Annotated in this window: 20 protein-coding genes; 18 read left to right on the top strand and 2 right to left on the bottom strand. The window is 37.8% G+C overall.

The genetic code is table 11. From position 1 onward, the window contains the following. Nucleotide 1: 1 nt before the first annotated feature. From AA974_RS06165 to ung, 18 genes are all read left to right on the top strand, one after another. Nucleotides 2-1,468: a replicative DNA helicase gene (locus tag AA974_RS06165; RefSeq protein ID WP_064433836.1), complete on the top strand. Its 1,467-nt coding sequence runs from the start codon at nucleotides 2-4 to the stop codon at nucleotides 1,466-1,468. Continuing rightward, nucleotides 1,465-2,778 carry a ComEC/Rec2 family competence protein gene (locus AA974_RS06160; RefSeq protein WP_064433835.1) on the top strand — a complete coding sequence of 438 codons (1,314 nt, stop codon included), beginning with the start codon at nucleotides 1,465-1,467 and terminating at the stop codon, nucleotides 2,776-2,778. The genes AA974_RS06165 and AA974_RS06160 overlap by 4 nt, the downstream gene beginning before the upstream one ends. A 70-nt stretch (nucleotides 2,779-2,848) precedes the next feature. Then, nucleotides 2,849-3,691 (top strand): menaquinone biosynthesis prenyltransferase MqnP, encoded by an 843-nt coding sequence (gene mqnP / locus AA974_RS06155; RefSeq protein ID WP_230380966.1) that lies wholly within the window; start codon nucleotides 2,849-2,851, stop codon nucleotides 3,689-3,691. Then, on the top strand, nucleotides 3,684-4,178 hold the full coding sequence (locus AA974_RS06150) for a hypothetical protein (protein WP_064433833.1): 495 nt from the start codon (nucleotides 3,684-3,686) through the stop codon (nucleotides 4,176-4,178). Before mqnP ends, AA974_RS06150 begins: the two co-directional genes overlap by 8 nt. Before the next feature lie 12 nt (nucleotides 4,179-4,190). Then, complete coding sequence (locus AA974_RS06145) at nucleotides 4,191-4,697, top strand: DUF6115 domain-containing protein (protein WP_000953084.1); 507 nt, start codon at nucleotides 4,191-4,193, stop codon at nucleotides 4,695-4,697. Beyond that, nucleotides 4,691-5,494 (top strand): phosphatidylserine decarboxylase, encoded by an 804-nt coding sequence (locus AA974_RS06140; RefSeq protein ID WP_064433832.1) that lies wholly within the window; start codon nucleotides 4,691-4,693, stop codon nucleotides 5,492-5,494. The genes AA974_RS06145 and AA974_RS06140 overlap by 7 nt, the downstream gene beginning before the upstream one ends. Further along, nucleotides 5,484-6,494 carry a quinolinate synthase NadA gene (nadA, locus tag AA974_RS06135; protein WP_064433831.1) on the top strand — a complete coding sequence of 337 codons (1,011 nt, stop codon included), beginning with the start codon at nucleotides 5,484-5,486 and terminating at the stop codon, nucleotides 6,492-6,494. Before AA974_RS06140 ends, nadA begins: the two co-directional genes overlap by 11 nt. After that, nucleotides 6,494-7,315 (top strand): carboxylating nicotinate-nucleotide diphosphorylase, encoded by an 822-nt coding sequence (gene nadC / locus AA974_RS06130; protein WP_064433830.1) that lies wholly within the window; start codon nucleotides 6,494-6,496, stop codon nucleotides 7,313-7,315. Before nadA ends, nadC begins: the two co-directional genes overlap by 1 nt. A gap of 24 nt (nucleotides 7,316-7,339) precedes the next feature. Then, a complete protein-coding gene (locus AA974_RS06125) occupies nucleotides 7,340-9,853 on the top strand; it encodes a type ISP restriction/modification enzyme (protein WP_064433829.1) in 2,514 nt (837 codons plus the stop codon). A gap of 28 nt (nucleotides 9,854-9,881) precedes the next feature. Continuing rightward, a complete protein-coding gene (locus AA974_RS08100; RefSeq protein ID WP_064433828.1) occupies nucleotides 9,882-10,409 on the top strand; it encodes a type ISP restriction/modification enzyme in 528 nt (175 codons plus the stop codon). A 5-nt stretch (nucleotides 10,410-10,414) separates the two neighbouring features. After that, on the top strand, nucleotides 10,415-10,633 hold the full coding sequence (locus AA974_RS08095; protein ID WP_154815454.1) for a DNA methyltransferase: 219 nt from the start codon (nucleotides 10,415-10,417) through the stop codon (nucleotides 10,631-10,633). A 119-nt stretch (nucleotides 10,634-10,752) separates the two neighbouring features. Further along, nucleotides 10,753-11,832, top strand: coding sequence for a DNA-methyltransferase (locus tag AA974_RS06115; RefSeq protein ID WP_064433827.1), 1,080 nt, complete (start codon nucleotides 10,753-10,755; stop codon nucleotides 11,830-11,832). Next, nucleotides 11,832-12,701, top strand: a complete 870-nt coding sequence (locus AA974_RS06110) for an HpyAIV family type II restriction enzyme (RefSeq protein WP_064433826.1) — start codon at nucleotides 11,832-11,834, stop codon at nucleotides 12,699-12,701. Before AA974_RS06115 ends, AA974_RS06110 begins: the two co-directional genes overlap by 1 nt. Nucleotides 12,702-12,820: 119 nt before the next feature. Beyond that, nucleotides 12,821-12,964 (top strand): DNA methyltransferase, encoded by a 144-nt coding sequence (locus AA974_RS06105; protein ID WP_080471100.1) that lies wholly within the window; start codon nucleotides 12,821-12,823, stop codon nucleotides 12,962-12,964. A 110-nt stretch (nucleotides 12,965-13,074) separates the two neighbouring features. Continuing rightward, on the top strand, nucleotides 13,075-14,439 hold the full coding sequence (locus AA974_RS06100; protein ID WP_064433825.1) for a S41 family peptidase: 1,365 nt from the start codon (nucleotides 13,075-13,077) through the stop codon (nucleotides 14,437-14,439). A gap of 6 nt (nucleotides 14,440-14,445) precedes the next feature. Beyond that, nucleotides 14,446-15,621 (top strand): SH3 domain-containing protein, encoded by a 1,176-nt coding sequence (locus tag AA974_RS06095; RefSeq protein ID WP_064433824.1) that lies wholly within the window; start codon nucleotides 14,446-14,448, stop codon nucleotides 15,619-15,621. Next, nucleotides 15,608-16,321, top strand: a complete 714-nt coding sequence (locus AA974_RS06090) for a 1-acyl-sn-glycerol-3-phosphate acyltransferase (RefSeq protein WP_064433823.1) — start codon at nucleotides 15,608-15,610, stop codon at nucleotides 16,319-16,321. The genes AA974_RS06095 and AA974_RS06090 overlap by 14 nt, the downstream gene beginning before the upstream one ends. After that, nucleotides 16,318-17,019, top strand: a complete 702-nt coding sequence (gene ung, locus AA974_RS06085; protein ID WP_064433822.1) for a uracil-DNA glycosylase — start codon at nucleotides 16,318-16,320, stop codon at nucleotides 17,017-17,019. Before AA974_RS06090 ends, ung begins: the two co-directional genes overlap by 4 nt. Nucleotides 17,020-17,040: 21 nt before the next feature. Here the strand turns inward: ung and AA974_RS06080 are convergent, their stop codons facing one another. Both AA974_RS06080 and AA974_RS08090 read right to left on the bottom strand, forming a co-directional pair. Then, on the bottom strand, nucleotides 17,041-17,778 hold the full coding sequence (locus AA974_RS06080; protein ID WP_154815452.1) for a hypothetical protein: 738 nt from the start codon (nucleotides 17,776-17,778) through the stop codon (nucleotides 17,041-17,043). A 146-nt stretch (nucleotides 17,779-17,924) separates the two neighbouring features. Beyond that, nucleotides 17,925-18,494 (bottom strand): hypothetical protein, encoded by a 570-nt coding sequence (locus AA974_RS08090; RefSeq protein WP_230380943.1) that lies wholly within the window; start codon nucleotides 18,492-18,494, stop codon nucleotides 17,925-17,927.

Here is an 18,494-nt window from a genome sequence, read left to right as displayed (position 1 = left end):
AATGGATCATTTAAAGCATTTGCAGCAATTGCAAAACATTGAAAGGATCGTGCTTTCAGGCATTGTGTTGGCCAATCATAAGATTGAAGAGGTCCATAGCGTTTTAGAGCCTAGCGATTTTTACTACCCGCCTAACGGCTTGTTTTTTGAAATCGCTTTAAAACTGCATGAAGAAAATTGCCCCATTGATGAGAATTTTATCCGCCAAAAAATGCCTAAAGACAAGCAAATCAAAGAAGAAGATCTAATCGCTATTTTTGCGGCAAGCCCTATAGATAATATTGAAGCCTATGTTGAAGAGATTAAAAACGCTTCCATCAAACGAAAACTTTTTGGCTTGGCTAACACCATCAGAGAGCAAGCCCTAGAAAGCGCGCAAAAATCCAGCGATATTTTAGGCACTGTGGAGCGAGAAGTCTATGCGTTATTGAATGGCAGCACCATAGAGGGCTTTAGGAATATTAAAGAAGTGCTTGAAAGCACGATGGATCTTATTACAGAAAACCAAAGAAAAGGGAGTTTGGAAGTTACTGGCATACCAACTGGCTTTGTCCAATTGGATAATTATACGAGCGGTTTTAATAAGGGGAGTTTAGTCATTATAGGGGCAAGGCCGTCTATGGGTAAAACCAGTTTGATGATGAACATGGTCTTAAGCGCGCTCAATGACGATAGGGGGGTAGCGGTTTTTAGTTTAGAAATGTCTGCGGAGCAACTCGCCTTAAGGGCGCTATCGGATCTCACCTCTATTAACATGCATGATTTAGAGAGCGGGAGGCTTGATGATGATCAATGGGAAAATTTAGCCAAATGCTACGATCACCTTTCTTGCAAAAAACTCTTTTTCTACGATAAAAGTTATGTGAAAATAGAGCAAATCCGTTTGCAACTGCGAAAGCTTAAATCCCAACACAAGGAATTGGGTATCGCTTTTATTGACTATTTGCAACTCATGTCAGGGAGCAAAGCCACTAAAGAGCGTCATGAGCAAATCGCTGAAATTTCAAGGGAGCTTAAAACTTTAGCCAGAGAATTAGAAATCCCTATCATAGCGTTAGTGCAACTCAACCGCAGCCTGGAAAATCGAGACGATAAACGGCCCATTCTTTCTGATATTAAAGACAGCGGGGGGATTGAACAAGACGCTGATATTGTTTTATTTTTATATAGAGGCTATATCTATCAAATGAGGGCTGAAGACAACAAAATAGACAAACTCAAAAAAGAAGGCAAAATGGAAGAGGCGCAAGAGCTGCACCTGAAAGTCAGTGAAGAAAGGCGTATCCACAAGCAAAATGGCAGTATTGAAGAGGCTGAAATCATTGTGGCTAAAAACAGGAATGGGGCTACAGGAACGGTTTATACGCGCTTTAACGCTCCTTTCACGCGCTATGAAGACATGCCTATAAATTCCCATTTAGAAGAGGGACAAGAAACTAAAATGGATTATGATCTCGTTACAACTTGAAAGACAAAACTTTTAAAGGGGCGTTTGAACTTCTTACAACCCCCAAAGAATACTTGTGGTGTGGGGTTATTTTAAGCCTTTTGTTATCACTTAATCTTTATTTAGAATACTTGAATTACCAAAAGCTTGATTTTTCAAAACCTACAAGCCTGAACGCTCAAATCTTGTTGCAATACTCTAAAACTAAAGATCAAAAAACCTATTTTGTTTTAAAGCTCCAATCAAAGGGCATGTTCTTTTACACCACCATTAGAGAGCCTTTAAAAAACCTCCAATACCGCCATGCGCAATTTTTTGGCAGGATCAAACCCTGCCCGTTCTTAGAGTCTCTAAAATCATGCTTTTTTCAAACTTATTCTTTTTCTTTAACACGAAAACAAGATTTTAAATCGCATTTACGCCATTTTATTGATAGCGCTCATTCAAACGCTTTAGCGGGCAATTTGTATCGAGCGTTATTTATAGGGGATAGCTTGAATAAAGATTTAAGAGACAGGGCTAACGCGTTAGGGGTCAACCACTTACTAGCCATTAGCGGGTTTCATTTAGGGATTTTGAGCATGAGCGTGTATTTTCTTTTCTCTCTTTTTTATACCCCCTTACAAAAACGCTATTTCCCTTACAGGAACGCTTTTTATGATATAGGGGTTTTGGTGTGGGTTTTTTTGCTAGGGTATTTATTGCTGTTAGATTTTTTACCCTCTTTTTTCAGAGCGTTTCTAATGGGCTTATTAGGGTTTTTGGCATGCTTTTTTGGGGTAAGGATCTTGAGTTTTAAACTTTTGATTTTAGCGTGCTGTATCGCAATAGCGTTACTCCCTAAATTGCTTTTTAGCGTGGGGTTTTTGCTTTCTGTTTGTGGGGTGTGGTATATCTTTTTGTTTTTAAAACACACTCAAGCCTTTTTTAAAACCTCTTCTTTTTTGATGCGATCGTTTCAAGCCATAAGCTTAAGTGCGCTAGTGTTTTTGAACATGCTCATTATTGTGCATGCCTTTTTCCCTATGTTTTCACCCTACCAACTCTTTAGCATTCCTTTAGGCTTGATGTTTATCGTGTTTTTCCCTTTGAGTTTGTTCTTGCATGCTGTGGGTTTGGGGTCTTTGTTGGATCGCATTTTAAACATGCCTTTAGCAATCCCTACGATTTTTGTTTCTTCGTCTTTATGGCTTTTGGGGGTGCATTTATTTTTAACGATCTTGAGCGCGCGTTTTTTTAAAGTTTATTTAAGCATGAATGTTTTGAGCATGGGCTTTTTCTTGTATTGTTGCTATCAATATATTATAATGCCTGGTTTAATTGTAGGTTAGAAAAGTCATTTTATTAGGGATCAAATCATTGCTTAAAAAAATCACGCATAAAATCAAAGCTTTAAGCGAATTGGTCGCTTTGGAGCATACGATATTTTCTAGCATGTTTTTACTCATGGCTATGGTAATAAGCTCCTATCAAAAAAATCAAACGCTCTTTTTTGGGTTAGAAACCTTAATCCTTTGTTTTTTAGCCTTATTAGGGGCAAGAAACTTCGCTATGGGGTTTAACCGCTTAGTGGATAGAGATATTGATAAGGATAACCCAAGGACCAAAAACCGCCCGAGCGTAGATGGCCGGATCAGCGTTAAAGGCATGGTGGTTTTTAGCGCTTTAAACGCTCTTTTATTCGTGGGGGTGAGCTATTTCATTAACCCTTTAGCTTTCAAGCTTTCGTTACCTTTTTTGATCATTTTAGGGGGGTATTCGTATTTCAAGCGCTTTTCTTCTTTGGCGCATTTTGTCGTGGGTTTGGCTTTGGGTTTAGCCCCCATTGCCGGGAGCGTGGCGGTTTTAGGGGATATTCCTTTATGGAATGTCTTTTTGGCTTTAGGGGTGATGCTGTGGGTGGCTGGGTTTGATTTGCTCTATTCTTTACAGGATATGGAGTTTGATAAAGAAAGGGGCTTGTTTTCCATTCCTAGCCAGTTAGGGGAAAAGTGGTGCTTGAACCTTTCAAGGCTCTTGCACCTTGTGGCACTGATATGCTGGCTTTGTTTTATAAAATGCTATCATGGGGGGCTTTTTGCGTATTTAGGATTAGGGGTTTCAGCCTTGATTTTACTTTATGAGCAGATCTTAGTGGCTAGAGATTATAAAAACATTCCTAAAGCCTTTTTTGTGAGTAATGGCTATTTGGGGGTGGTGTTTTTTATTTTTATTGTCCTTGATGTGGGGTTCAAACATGCATGAGTTGGTTTTAAGATCCCAAGCTTTAGGGTTTGAAACGCGCTTAGTCCAATGCGATTTATCGTTCTCTTATGAAAGGTTTATCTCTAAAACCAAACGCTCTTTAGCAGTATTAGAAGAATTTGACTTATTGGGTTCTGGCTTTGATTTTTCACGCTTGAATGTTGAAAATGACACTTTGGAATTACTCAAAGCGCTGTATTTTAAATTAGAAAAATTAGAGAGCCTGCTTTTAAAAGACAATTTACTTGAATTAGAGCAAAATAACCGCATCACTGCTTTAGGGCATGGACTCATTTGCATCAAAAAACAAAGCCTGATGGTGTCTCAAACTTATTACGGGCGTTGTGTGTTAGAGGGGAAAATCCTAGCCTTTTTTGGCGTGGCAAGGGATCAAAATTTTTTAGAAATCACTCGCATGCACGCCTTAGACATTAAGCGTTATGATTCTTTCATTGTCCATAGCGAAAGAAAGGGCTTAAAATTATGAACGGGAGCAATCATGTTATCTTCTAATGATTTGTTTATGGTCGTTTTAGGGGCGATTTTATTGGTGTTGGTGTGCTTGGTGGGGTATTTGTATCTTAAAGAAAAAGAGTTTTACCATAAAATGAGGCGTTTGGAAAAAACCTTAGATGAATCCTATCAAGAAAATTATATCTATTCTAAGCGTTTGAAAGAATTAGAGGGGCGTTTGGAAGGCATTTCTTTAGAAAAAAGCGCTAAAGAGGACAGCTCATTGAGAACGACCCTTTCACACCTTTATAACCAATTGCAAGAAATCCAAAAATCCATGGATAAAGAGCGCGATTATTTAGAAGAAAAAATCATTATTTTAGAAAACAAATTCAAAGACATGGGGCATTATGCCGCTAGCGACGAAATCAACGAAAAACAGGTTTTGAAAATGTATCAAGAAGGCTATAGCGTGGATTCTATTTCTAAAGAGTTTAAAGTGAGTAAGGGCGAGGTGGAATTTATATTGAATATGGCAGGGTTAAAATGGTAGCTTTAAGCAACGCTCTTTCAAGGGTTTTTGGCTCTGTCGCTGGCTATGAATTCCCTTCTTTTATCCAAAAAGGCATCAACGCCCTTTATGTTAAGATCTTTAAAATTGATTTGAGCGAGTTTGAGCCTTTAGAAAATTATAAGAGTTTGAACGCTCTTTTCACGCGCTCTTTAAAAAAAGAACGCCCCTTTGACAAAGCCCCTAATACTTGCATTGCGCCTTGCGATGCTTTAATCACTGAATGCGCTTTTTTAGACAATGATACCGCTTTACAGATTAAAGGCATGCCCTATAAAACGCATGAATTAGTGGGCGAAATCAACCCCTTAAGCCCTTCTTTTTTCTATGTGAATTTTTACCTTTCGCCCAAAGATTACCACCACTACCACGCCCCTTGCGATTTAGAAATTTTAGAGGCTCGTTGCTTTGCGGGGAAACTACTGCCGGTCAATAAGCCCTCATTACACAAAAACAAAAATCTGTTTGTGGGAAATGAAAGAGTGGCGCTGGTTGCAAAAGACATTCAAGGCAATAGGTTGTATTTTGTAGCGGTGGGAGCGTTAAATGTGGGTAAAATGCGCTTTAATTTTGATAAGAATATCCAAACTAACGCTAAAGCCCGTTTCACGCAAACCTACTCTTACAACCCTCCAATTAAGGTTAAAAAAGGGGATAATTTAGGGAATTTTGAAATGGGCTCTACGATCGTTTTATTCATTCAAAACACCGCTTTTAAAGATTTGAAAGAAAAAAGCGTGAAGTTTGGGGAAAGTATAGGGGAATTTCATGCCAACTGATAACGATTTAAAAACTTCTATTTTGGAATTGTTGCGCGATTTAGATGCGCTTTTAGTGGCTCATTTTTATCAAAAAGATGAGATTGTAGAGTTAGCCCACCATACAGGCGATAGCTTGGAACTGGCTAAAATCGCAAGCCAAAGCGATAAAAACCTCATCGTATTTTGCGGGGTGCATTTTATGGGTGAGAGCGTGAAAGCCCTAGCCTTTAACAAACAAGTGATCATGCCCAAACTCTCATGCTGTTCTATGGCAAGAATGATAGACAGCCATTACTACGATAAGAGCGTCCATTCACTCAAAGAATGCGGCGTTAAAGAATTTTACCCCATCACTTATATCAATTCTAACGCTGAAGTGAAAGCCAAAGTCGCTAAAGATGATGGCGTGGTTTGCACGAGCAGGAACGCTTCTAAAATCTTTAACCACGCTTTAAAACACAATAAAAAAATCTTTTTTTTACCGGATAAATGCTTGGGGGAAAATCTAGCTCTAGAAAATGGCTTAAAAAGCGCGGTTTTAGGCGTAAATAGCCAAGAAGAAATCAAAAACGCTGATGTGATTTGTTATAACGGCTTTTGTTCGGTGCATCAGCTTTTCAAACTAGAAGATATTGAATTTTACCGCCAAAAATACCCGGATATTTTAATCGCTGTCCATCCAGAGTGCGAGCCTAGCGTCGTTCAAAACGCTGATTTTAGCGGATCAACGAGTCAAATCATAGAATTTGTAGAAAGCCTAAGCCCCAATCAAAAAGTCGCCATAGGCACTGAAAGCAATTTAGTCAATCGCTTGAAAGCCAAGCGCAACCATCAAAACACTTTCATTCTTTCTAGCACGCTCGCTCTTTGCCCTACCATGAATGAAACGACTTTAAAAGATTTGTTTGAAGTCTTAAAGGCTTATAAAAACCACAGGGCTTATAATGCGATTGAATTAAAAGATGAGGTGGCGTATTTGGCCAAACTCGCTTTAACTAAAATGATGGAGTTATCCTAATGGAGATTAAAACCTTTTTAGAATGCGCTTTAAAAGAAGATTTAGGGCATGGGGATTTGTTTGAAAGGGTGTTAGAAAAAGATTTTAAAGCCACAGCCTTTGTTAGGGCTAAACAAGAGGGCGTGTTTTCAGGCGAAAAATACGCTTTAGAGTTATTGGAAATGACCGGTATTGAATGCGTTAAAACCATTAAGGATAGAGAACGCTTCAAGCCTAAAGACACTTTAATGGAGATTAGGGGGGATTTTAGCATGCTTTTAAAAATTGAACGCACCCTTTTAAACCTTTTGCAACACAGCAGCGGGATCGCCACTTTAACGAGCTATTTTGTAGAAGCTTTAAATTCTCATAAAGTGCGTTTGCTAGATACGCGAAAAACCAGACCCCTTTTAAGGATCTTTGAAAAATATTCAGTGCTTAATGGGGGAGCGAGCAACCACCGCTTAGGGCTAGATGACGCTTTAATGCTTAAAGACACGCATTTAAAGCATGTGAAAGATCTCAAAAGCTTTTTAACGCATGCCAGAAAAAACTTGCCTTTCACGGCTAAAATTGAAATTGAATGCGAAAGCTTTGAAGAGGCCAAAAACGCCATGAATGCGGGAGCGGATATTGTGATGTGCGATAACATGAGCGTTTTAGAGACTAAAGAAATTGCCGTTTATAGAGATACGCATTATCCCTTTGTTTTATTGGAAGCGAGCGGGAATATCTCGCTAGAGACAATCAACGCTTACGCCCAAAGCGGCGTGAATGCCATTAGCGTAGGGGCTTTAATCCATCAAGCCACTTTTATTGACATGCACATGAAAATGGCTTAAAGACTTTAAAAAGGAGTTATTAGCATGCTAAAAGAATATTTAGAAAGCATTAAAGATCTTACGCCAAAAAAGAATGAACTCACGCACCGCTCCTTTCTACAAAACTTGCTTAATAGGTTAAAAGACCATTTCAATAAAGAGTATAAGATTGAACATGAACCTACAAGAGAGCAAGGAAGTCAGCCTGATTTTCGCATTTCTTTTCAAGGGCTTAACATTGGCTATGTGGAAAATAAAAAAGCAGGGACCAATCTTAGCCAGCTCTTAAAAGACCATCAAATCCTTAAATATTTAGAATTAAACTCTAACCTCATGCTCACCGACTACCTTAATTTCATGTGGGTAGGGAAAGATGAAAATAACGCCCCTTGCATTAAAAAAGAAATCTCTATCGCTAGCCTTGATGAACTCTCTAAACCCCTAAACCATAACCCCCAAACCGAGCGCGACCTGATTGAAATCTTTAGAGGCTTTTTCAACCACGAAGCAACCCCTATCACTAACGCTAAAGATTTCGCAACGCATTTAAGCCCGCGCACCAAGTACTTAAAAGACGCTTTAATCAAATACCAAAAAAACGCGCAAGTTTCTAGCATTTTTAATAATTTTAAAGAATACCTTTATGAAGAATTGAGTTTTGAAGACTTTAGCGATGCGTTCGCTCAAACGCTCACCTACAGCCTTTTTCTAGCCAAGCTCAACCACCCTTCTGAAAAAATTAATTTGGATAATGTGAGAAGTTCCATCCCTAAAAATTTCGCTGTGATCAGAAAAATGGCGGATTTTTTAAAGGAACTTGATGAAATTAAAGAAATCCAATGGCTTTTAAATGAAATTTTAAGCTCAATAAATCATGTTGATATGGGGATTATCATTAAAGATTTGAATGAAGATAAAGACCCTTATTTGCACTTTTATGAAACCTTTTTAAACGCTTATGACCCTAAATTGCGAAAGAGTAAGGGCGTGTATTACACCCCAGATTCTGTGGTGGAATTCATCATTAACGCTTTGGATAGTTTGCTTAAAACGCATTTCAAAGACGCTCCCTTAGGTTTAAAAAGCGCTTTAGATAACGAAAATATCAAGCTCTTAGATTTTGCCACCGGCACAGGCACTTTTTTATTAGAAGCGTTCAGAAAAGCGCTAGAAATGAAAAAGACGAGCGATGGAGGCATCTCCACTAGAGAGAACAAATACCAAAACCTCTTAAAGCAATTTTACGGGTTTGAATACTTGATCGCTCCTTACGCAATCGCTCATTTGAATATCAGCCAAGCCTTTAAGGACGAATTTAAAAAACCTCTCCAAGAAGACGATGCGCTTAAAATCGTTTTAACCAACACCCTCATACAGCCTAGTGAGATCGTTGCTTATCGTGGACTAAACTTGATTTTTGAACAAGAGCTTCGAAGCGCTCAAACAATTAAAAGAGAGGCAGATATCCTTATCATCACCGGTAATCCCCCTTATAGCGGGGCGAGTAGCAATAAGGGCTTGTTTGAATGGGAAGTGAAAGCCACTTACGGCATAGAGCCTGAACTCCAAACAATAGAAATTGAAAAAAAGGTTAAACTCACCGATAAAATCAAAACGCTTTTAAAAAACATTCAAACCCAAAAGCAAGGCGATAAAAGCGTCAAAAACACCAACAAAAACGCCCTAAAGAATCTTAAACAATTCTATTCCAAATACAAACTACAAGATGAGAGAAACCCTAAATGGCTCTTAGACGATTATGTGAAGTTCATGCGTTTCGCTCAAAACAAGATCGAATCATTAGGGCATGGTCTTTTTGGCTTCATCTCTAACAACGCCTTTTTAAACAACCCCACTTTTAGGGGGTTAAGGCACTCTCTTTTAGAATGCTACGATGAGCTTTACATTCTCAATTTGCATGGAGACACGAGGAAAAAGGAGAAAACACCAGAAGGCGCAAAAGATGAAAATGTTTTCAATATCAAACAAGGCGTGTCCATTAACCTCTTTGTCAAAAACCCGCAAACAACAAAGCAAAAAATCCACTATTATGATGTCTATGGCGAAATGGCTGAAAAATACGCCTTTTTAGCCCAAAATGATTTGGATAGTATTGAGTGGCTTGAGCTTACCCCAAGAAAGCCTTTTTACTCGCTGTTGCCTTTACAAACACGCTTGTTAGATGAATACGAACAAGGGTTTAGCGTTAAGGATATGTTTCAAGTTGGAAGCACTGGTATTTGTTCGCAACGAGATCATGTCGTTTTCCATAAAGACAAAGAAAGTTTGCTAGAGCTTTTAAAAGATTTTTCAACCTTAGAACCCAGTGAATTACGCAGAAAATATAATATTGGCGATGATGGCAGAGATTGGCGTTTAGAATATGCTATTAGAGATGTTAGGGCAAATGCTGATAACTTAGAAGAATACATTGTTTTGTGCCAATACCACCCCTTTGATTATCGTTGGACTTATTATACCGGTAAATCAAAGTCTTTTATCTCTTATCCACGAGGCGAAGTCTTTAAGCACATGTTACCCCCCCCCAACAAACCCTAAAACACCCAATCAAACGCGCAAAAATGTCGTGCTAAACACCCCACGACAGCTAAAAAACAACGATAAAAGCTGGACGCAATGCTTTATAAGCTCGCGCATTAACGATCAAGGGTTAAGCTCTGGGGGCAATGGAGCTGGGGTTAATTACCCCCTTTATCAATTCAATAACCCCAACTACACCGAAAATTTTACGCCAAAATTTAGAAGCTTTATTGACAAGCTCTATAACCACCATTTTGAGCCGCTAGAGATTTTAGGCTATATTTATGCGTTATTGTATTCTCCAAACTACCGCAAGCGTTATGAAGACTTTCTCAAAGCCGATTACCCTAAAATCCTTTTCACAAACAATAAAGATTTGTTTAGGGTTTTAAGCCTTTTAGGGATTGAGTTGATCGGCTTGCATGTTTTAAACCAAGAAAGCCTGAATTACAGCTTTGAAAAATTAAAAGACGCTACCATAGGCGAATCCTACTATATAGAAGAGCATGAGCGTAACCCCTACCAATATCGCCCTTATCTTATCGCGCCAAGCCAAAGCCATCGGAGATTTTGACTTTGATGCCGCATTCATCAGTAAAGAAGCAAGCGATAACAACATCTACCGCAGAGGTGGGGGATTGGCTTTCCCCTTATTCTGTATCACCTAATCTCGCTCTAGTTTGCGATAGAGGCTCTAAAGTAAGCCCCATTTCTAATCTTTTTGTAACGAACATGCTTTGCGATTTGCATGTGAATGGATCGGGGAGTTATGCGTTTTTGTTGTATCGTTTAACATAGGTAAAGATAGGCAACTTCTATAATTTGATGAGAACGAATCTAGAGATTAAACATTAAGATGGCCTTAAAACGCTTGTGTTAAAATAATTAGAGTAGAGGATATAAAAGGTTAGTTAATAATGGATTTTTTAAAAGAAAACTTAAATACTATTATAGAGGGGGATTGTTTAGAAAAATTGAAAGATTTTCCTGACAGAAGCGTTGATTTTATCTTTGCTGACCCCCCTTATTTCATGCAAACAGAGGGGGAATTGAAGCGTTTTGAAGGCACAAAATTTCAAGGCGTTGAGGATCGTTGGGATAAATTTGGCTCTTTTAGGGAATACGATACCTTTTGTTTGGGTTGGTTAAAAGAATGCCAAAGGATTTTAAAAGATAATGGCAGTATTTGTGTGATAGGGAGTTTTCAAAATATTTTTAGAATTGGTTTTTATTTGCAAAATTTAGGGTTTTGGATACTCAATGATATTATTTGGCACAAGAGTAATCCGGTGCCTAATTTTGCTGGCAAGAGACTATGCAACGCCCATGAAACGCTTATTTGGTGTGCTAAACACAAAAACAGCAAAGTTAGCTTTAATTATAAAACAATGAAGTATCTTAATAATGACAAACAAGAAAAATCGGTTTGGCAAATCCCTATTTGCATTGGTAACGAAAGATTAAAAGACGCGCAAGGTAAAAAAGTGCATTCCACGCAAAAACCAGAAGCGCTTTTAAAAAAAATCATTTTAAGCGCGACTAAACCTAAAGATATTATTTTAGATCCCTTTTTTGGCACAGGCACAACAGGGGCTGTGGCTAAATCTATGAATAGGTATTTTATTGGTATTGAAAAAGATTCTTTTTATATCAAAGAAGCGGCAAAACGCCTTAATAACACTAGGGATAAAAGTGATTTTATCACTAATTTAGACTTAGAAACTAAACCCCCAAAAATCCCTATGAGTCTTTTAATTTCTAAACAATTGTTAAAAATTGGAGATTTTTTATACTCATCTAACAAAGAAAAAATTTGTCAAGTTTTAGAAAACGGGCAAGTGAGGGATAATGAAAATTATGAAACTTCTATTCATAAGATGAGCGCTAAATATTTGAATAAAACCAACCATAATGGCTGGAAATTTTTTTATGCGTATTATCAAAATCAATTTTTATTGCTAGATGAATTGCGTTATATCTGTCAAAAGGAGTTTTAATGGATTATCAAACCTTTAATGAGATCTTTAATCGTTTCGTCTTTGGAACATCTAAAGCAAAATTACTTGAAAATATTGCTGAAAATCCTGAACGCTATTTGGGGATTTTTAGACCCACTAAGCCTAAAACAAAACTATTACAAAATTTATTGACTTCCCATGAGATTAAGTTTGGCGATGCGTTTGAATACTTAATAGAAGAGTATTTAAAAGAGCATAACTTTTCACCTTTATCTAAAAAAATTCCTTATTACAATAAGGATAAAGAAAAAATGGAATCTTTGGAATTAGATCAGTTTGCTAAAAAAGATAACACATATTATTTTATAGAACAAAAAATGCGAGATGACCATGACAGCGCTAAAAAGAGAGGGCAAATAGATAACTTTGAAAGAAAACTAGAGACTTTAATCCATCATTATGGCGAAAACATTCAAGGCTATTTTTACTTTATAGATGAGAGTTTGAATAAAAATCAAAATTATTATAAAGAAGAATTGCAAAAATTATCTGTTGATTATGGCGTGCCTTTGAGCTTGTGTTATGGTAAGGAGTTGTTTGAAGAACTTAATATCCCACAAGTTTGGAATGAGGTTTTAAACCATTTAGCGCGATGGCGTGAAACCTTACCTGATTTACCCAGTTTGAATTTTGATGAAAATCCTTTAGAGAGCTTTAAAGAAATCAAAGATTTAGCGCCAAGCGTTTATAGAAAGCTTTTGGATAATGATGAAATTTTCAATCTTGTGTTAATTTTATTCCCAGAACAAAAAGTTTTAAAAATGTTAGCAGAGTATTTTAGGCAACAGAATAAAACGATTTATCAGCAATTAGCGTCAAAGTTAGAAGAAAGATTGTTATTAATCTAAAGCCAAGTGGCACTAAGTATCGCAAGACAGAGCAAGGTACAGGGAGCTTGGAGTTCAGTAATGGCAACCGATATACTAATAGAGTTTTGTTGCATAACTTATGGGGCAATAATGCCTTTATACCTAATCTCGCTCTAGTTTGCGATAGAGGCTCTAAAGTAAGCCCCATTTCTAATCTTTTTGTCATTGACATGCTTTGCGATTTGCATTTGAATGGATCGGGGAGTTATGCGTTTTTGTTGTATCGTTTAGGCTCAAAATGAGTGAATGAATGGGCATATTATCTAAATTTTAGATAGAATAAACGCAAAAAATTGAATAAAGCCTTAAAGGTGATTCTTTCTAATCTCAAAAATGGGTGGTGCTATTAACAATGACAAAACGACTTTTTAAAGGGTTGTTAGCGGTTTCTCTTGCTGTGAGTTTGCATGGTGGTGAAGTTAAGGAAAAAAAGCCGGTCAAGCCGGTTAAAGAAGATCCGCAAGAATTAGCGGCTAAAAGGGTGGAAGCGTTCAGTCGTTTCTCTAATGTAGTTACAGAAATTGAAAAAAAATATGTGGATAAAATCACTATTTCTGAGATCATGACTAAAGCGATTGAGGGCTTGCTCTCTAATTTGGACGCGCATTCAGCGTATTTGAATGAAAAGAAGTTTAAGGAATTTCAAGCCCAAACCGAGGGCGAATTTGGGGGGCTTGGGATTACGGTGGGCATGCGCGATGGCGTTTTAACCGTTATCGCCCCTTTAGAAGGCACTCCAGCTTACAAGGCTGGGGTTAAAGCGGGCGATAACATTTTAAAAATCAACAACGAAAGCACGCTGAGCATGAGCATTGATGATGCGATCAATCTCATGCGTGGCAAGCCAAAGACCCCTATTCAGATCACCATTGTAAGAAAAAACGAGCCAAAACCCTTGGTGTTTAACATTATTAGAGACATCATTAAAGTCCCATCTGTCTATGTGAAAACGATTAAAGACACCCCTTATTTGTATGTGAGAGTCAATTCTTTTGATAAAAATGTTACCAAATCGGTTTTAGACGGCTTAAAAGCTAACCCTAATACTAAGGGGATCGTGTTGGATTTAAGGGGGAATCCTGGAGGGCTGTTAAACCAAGCGGTAGGCTTGTCTAACCTGTTTATTAAAGAGGGGGTTTTAGTCTCTCAAAAAGGCAAAAATAAAGAAGAAAATTTAGAATACAAGGCTAATGGCAGAGCCCCTTATACCAATTTGCCTATTGCGGTGTTAGTCAATGGCGGTTCAGCGAGTGCGAGCGAGATCGTAGCAGGGGCGTTGCAAGATCACAAACGAGCCGTGATTATCGGTGAAAAAACCTTTGGTAAGGGAAGCGTGCAGGTGCTGCTCCCTGTCAATAAAGACGAAGCCATTAAAATCACGACCGCACGCTACTATTTGCCGAGTGGGCGCACCATTCAAGCTAAGGGGATCACGCCTGATATTGTGATTTATCCGGGTAAAGTGCCAGAAAATGACAACAAATTGAGCCTGAAAGAAGCAGATTTAAAACACCATTTAGAGCAAGAGCTTAAAAAGATTGATGATAAAACCCCTAATTCCAAAGAGGCGGATAAAGACAAGAAAAACGAAGAGGAAAAAGAGGTTACTCCTAAAATGATCAATGATGATATTCAACTAAAAACCGCTATTGACAGCTTGAAAACCTGGTCTATCGTGGATGATAAAATGGATGAAAAAGCGCCGAAGAAGAAATAAAAACTCATGGGGTTTTTGTTTGAAAAATCGTTAATGGGTTTTTGCACTCATTCAATCAAAATCGTTAAAACCATCAGTTTGATTTTAAGCTTTTTAGCCACTTTTTTGGTTGCTGATTTGGTTGCTGAAAACGCTCATGAGCCAGAAGAAATCAAGGCTAAAGTGGCTTATGTAAAAATCCCCCAATTAGAAGATTTGGAAAACAACCCGGTTTATATCGGTCAGATTATAGGTGTAACTTATGATTTATTGCTGTTTGACGCTGAGTTTTTGGAAGCCAAAATCAAAGACGGGTTGGATAAAACCCAAATTGAGCCTTTAAATAAGATGCCTAAATGGAAAAAGGTGGAAAAAGAGCTTTTCAGAGCGACTTATTATTACAAAATTAAGGGCATAAAAGCGAGCATTCCGCCTTTAGAAGTGAGCGCGTTTTCCAATAAAGACAAATACATAGATCACTCCATAGCCCCAAAAGTTACTTTGCAGGTAACAGATTTATCCAAAAACCCTCGTTACGCGAATATTATGGCTAAAGATTTACAAGTCTTGCAATACAAAACCAAAGATTATGACGATAAAAACAATATTTTGGTGGTGGAATTAGCGTTCAAAGAGGCTAATTGGGAAGATTTTCGCATCAAAGAAGTGCTCAAACAAGGGTTTGATAACGCCTCTTTAAACCAAATCAAGGCTAAAGAAGGGAGCGTTTTTTATTATTGTGTGCTGCCTAAAACCATTCAAAACCTTTCTTTTGATTATTTTTCGCTTTCTGATAGGCAGTTTAAAACCTTATCTTTTTCAACCATTCCCACTCAAGACACTACCGGTATTCAAAGCGATCTCATCCCTAAAAACAATTTTTTAGTCTTTTCTAATGTGGCGCTGCTCGCTTTGTGCGTGTTTTTCTTGGTGTTGTTTTTCATTTTTGGGCGCAAACTCATTTTTTTAGGGCTTGGGATTTTGTGCTTAGGGTTTGTTTTATATAACCTTTTATTCACGCAAAAATCAGCCATTTTGCTCGCTCATAAAAAAATCCGCATTCTGCCCACGCAAAATTCCACCATTTTAGGGCTTTCTAAAAATGAAATGCCGATTAAAATCTTAGGTTCGCATGATGATTATTATAAAATCCTAACGCCGCATGAACAAATAGGATGGGTCAAAAAAGATGAAGTCAAATAAAAAGTCCAATCCTTTAAGAGCGGTTTATAGAGCTTTAGTGATCGCTATAGGCTTAGCCGTTATCATTGTTTTCAATTATTTTAACCGCAAAAACAATAACGCCCGCTCCAGCCGTAGGGCTTGTTCATGCTTTTTTCCCCTCACCGGGGTTAATTTAGAAAAAACAGGCGCTTTTGATACGGACGCTAAACTCATTGTCTTAAACCACCAAAGCTTACTGGATATTATTTATTTAGAAGCCTACCACCCTAGTAATATTTGCTGGATCGCTAAAAAAGAGCTGGGCGAAATCCCTTTTTATGGGCATGCCCTAACCGACACCGGAATGATTTTAATTGACAGAGAGGATAAAAAGGGGATTGTGAGCCTTTTGAAAGCATGCAAAGAAAAACTAGACCAAAACCGCCCTTTAGTGATTTTCCCTGAAGGCACTAGAGGCAAAGGAGGAGCAAAATTCCTCCCTTTCAAGCAAGGGGCTAAAATCATCGCCGAAAAATTCCAGCTCAAAATCCAGCCCATGGTGTTAATCAATTCCATTAAAATCTTTAATTCCAAACCCTTAGAAGCCTATAAAGCCCGCACCCGTTTAGTCATGCTAGAAAGCTATACGCCTGATTTTAACTCGCCTACCTGGTATGAAGAATTAGAAGAGCGCATGCAAAAAGAGTATTTAAAACACTACCATGAATTAAACGCATGAAGCTTTTTGACTACGCTCCTTTAAGTTTGGCTTGGCGGGAGTTTTTGCAAAGCGAATTTAAAAAGCCTTATTTCTTAGAAATAGAAAAACGCTACTTAGAGGCTCTAAAAAGCCCTAAAACCATTTTCCCTAAAAGCTCTAATCTGTTTTATGCACTCAATCTAACGCCCCCTTGCGCGGTTAAAATCATCCTTTTAGGGCAAGATCCCTACCATTCCACCTACCTGGAAAATAAGCAAGAATTGCCTGTGGCGATGGGCTTAAGCTTTAGCGTGGGAAAAAACGCCTCCATCCCCCCAAGCTTAAAAAATATTTTTAAAGAATTGCATGCGAATTTAGGCGTGCCTGTGCCTTGTTGTGGGGATTTGAGTGCATGGGCTAAAAGGGGCATGCTGTTATTGAACGCCATTTTAAGCGTGGAAAAAAACCAGGCCGCTTCGCACAAATACATTGGCTGGGAAGCTTTTAGCGATCAAATATTGATGCGCCTTTTTGAAACGATTTCTCCTTTAATCGTGGTGTTATTAGGGAAAGTCGCCCAAAAAAAGATCGCGCTAATCCCCAAAAACAAGCACATCATCATCACAGCCCCTCACCCTAGCCCATTATCTAGGGGGTTTTTAGGGAGTGGGGTTTTTACAAGCGTTCAAAAAGCTTACAGAGAGGTTTATCGCAAGGATTTTGATTTCAGTTTATGACTCAAAAAGCTCTGCTTCCGTTCAATACCTTCGCTTAGGGCTGAAAGTATAAGTGCCTTTGTTGGTTTTTATTTTGGTCTCTCTAATATTGCTGCAAACTGGTATCTTAAAAACTTCGCCAAACTTTAGGGGGATTTCTATAGTATTACCATGTTCTTTCATCTCTTTGATTTTTTGTTCCACTTGAGCGAGTTCTTGAGCGAGTCGTTTTTGCTCCTGTAGTTTTTCTTGTTGTTTTCGTTGGTATGCTTGCTGTTCTTGTTGTCGTGTTTGTGGGTATGCTTGCTGCTGGTTTGTGATAAAATCAGAGAGTTCTTTGATCTCCTTTTTAACCTCTAAATTGACTAGATTTAAAGCGTATTGCTTGTATTTTTGCAAATAGACTGCGTTTAGTTTTTGGAGTATATCGTTTAAGTATTGACTGAATTTATCTTTTTGCTCTTGTATTGCTGTGTCGTATTTATGTTTGAGTTCTTTGTTGAGTTTTAATTGGCATTCTTCTCTTTCTTCTCCTCCTCTCGAGTAGCACTGATCTCTTGTATGAAGATCATCGCCAAGGTGGTATTTTTCAGAAAGCTCCTGACTCTCGTTTCTGAAATTTATCCAATATTCTGGATCGGTAAGTTGATCGTAATCTTTATCCCCTATGATGCTTTTGACATAATCGCTGATGTAATCTTTGTATATGTGATCGTATCTATAGCGTTCTTGATCGTAATTTTTAGATTCAGCATAACCTTTGAGCACGAGATAGGACATATCATTGTATTCACAATAATAATTTCTATTAAAGTCTTTAGATTCCTTAAAATTTTTATATTCCAACATCCAATCATTAGATTTAGATGAGTAATGATCATCAAAGAACAAGTTAAAGAGAATCGTGATGCTTTCTTTAAAGAACCTTATAGAGTAGAGCTCTTTGCTTTTTGGCGTCTCATTAATAAATAAATATAGCATTTATCAAGACATGGAACGATAGACTGAAAATCTTCGTTATGGAAAATAGAATCATCTTGGTCTTTTTTGTTTATCAACTCATCGTAGGTGTTTATGGCACTGAATTTCTCTTGGATTTTCTTTTGACCCACTTTTATGGCTTCAATTTGAGTTTTGGCTTCTTGTATTTGTTCTAATACCATAGAAGATCCGCTCTTATCCTCCACCACACTATTACTTCTCGCATTTTTAATTTGTTGCATGATCTCGTTTCTTTTGCTCTCATAACTTTTTAAACTCGTGTTGCTTATAACCTTACTCTTGCAATTCCCCCTATTGAGCTCAATATTTTGAATGACAATGTTATCCACATTGGATGAGATTTCAAGGTAGGTTTGTTCTTTAATATTAAAAGTATATTTATTAAAATCACTTTCTGTTTGCGTGCGCACATCAATAGACGTTCCTCCCAATAAAGGCATCGTTAACGCTAGACTTAACACCCCTAGCCCTTTAATCCATAAGTTTGTTTCCAT

Source organism: Helicobacter pylori (genome assembly GCF_001653475.1).
Taxonomy (GTDB): domain Bacteria; phylum Campylobacterota; class Campylobacteria; order Campylobacterales; family Helicobacteraceae; genus Helicobacter; species Helicobacter pylori_CM.
Note: the sequence above shows the minus strand (reverse complement) of the source record. Positions and strands in the feature narration are given on the sequence as shown.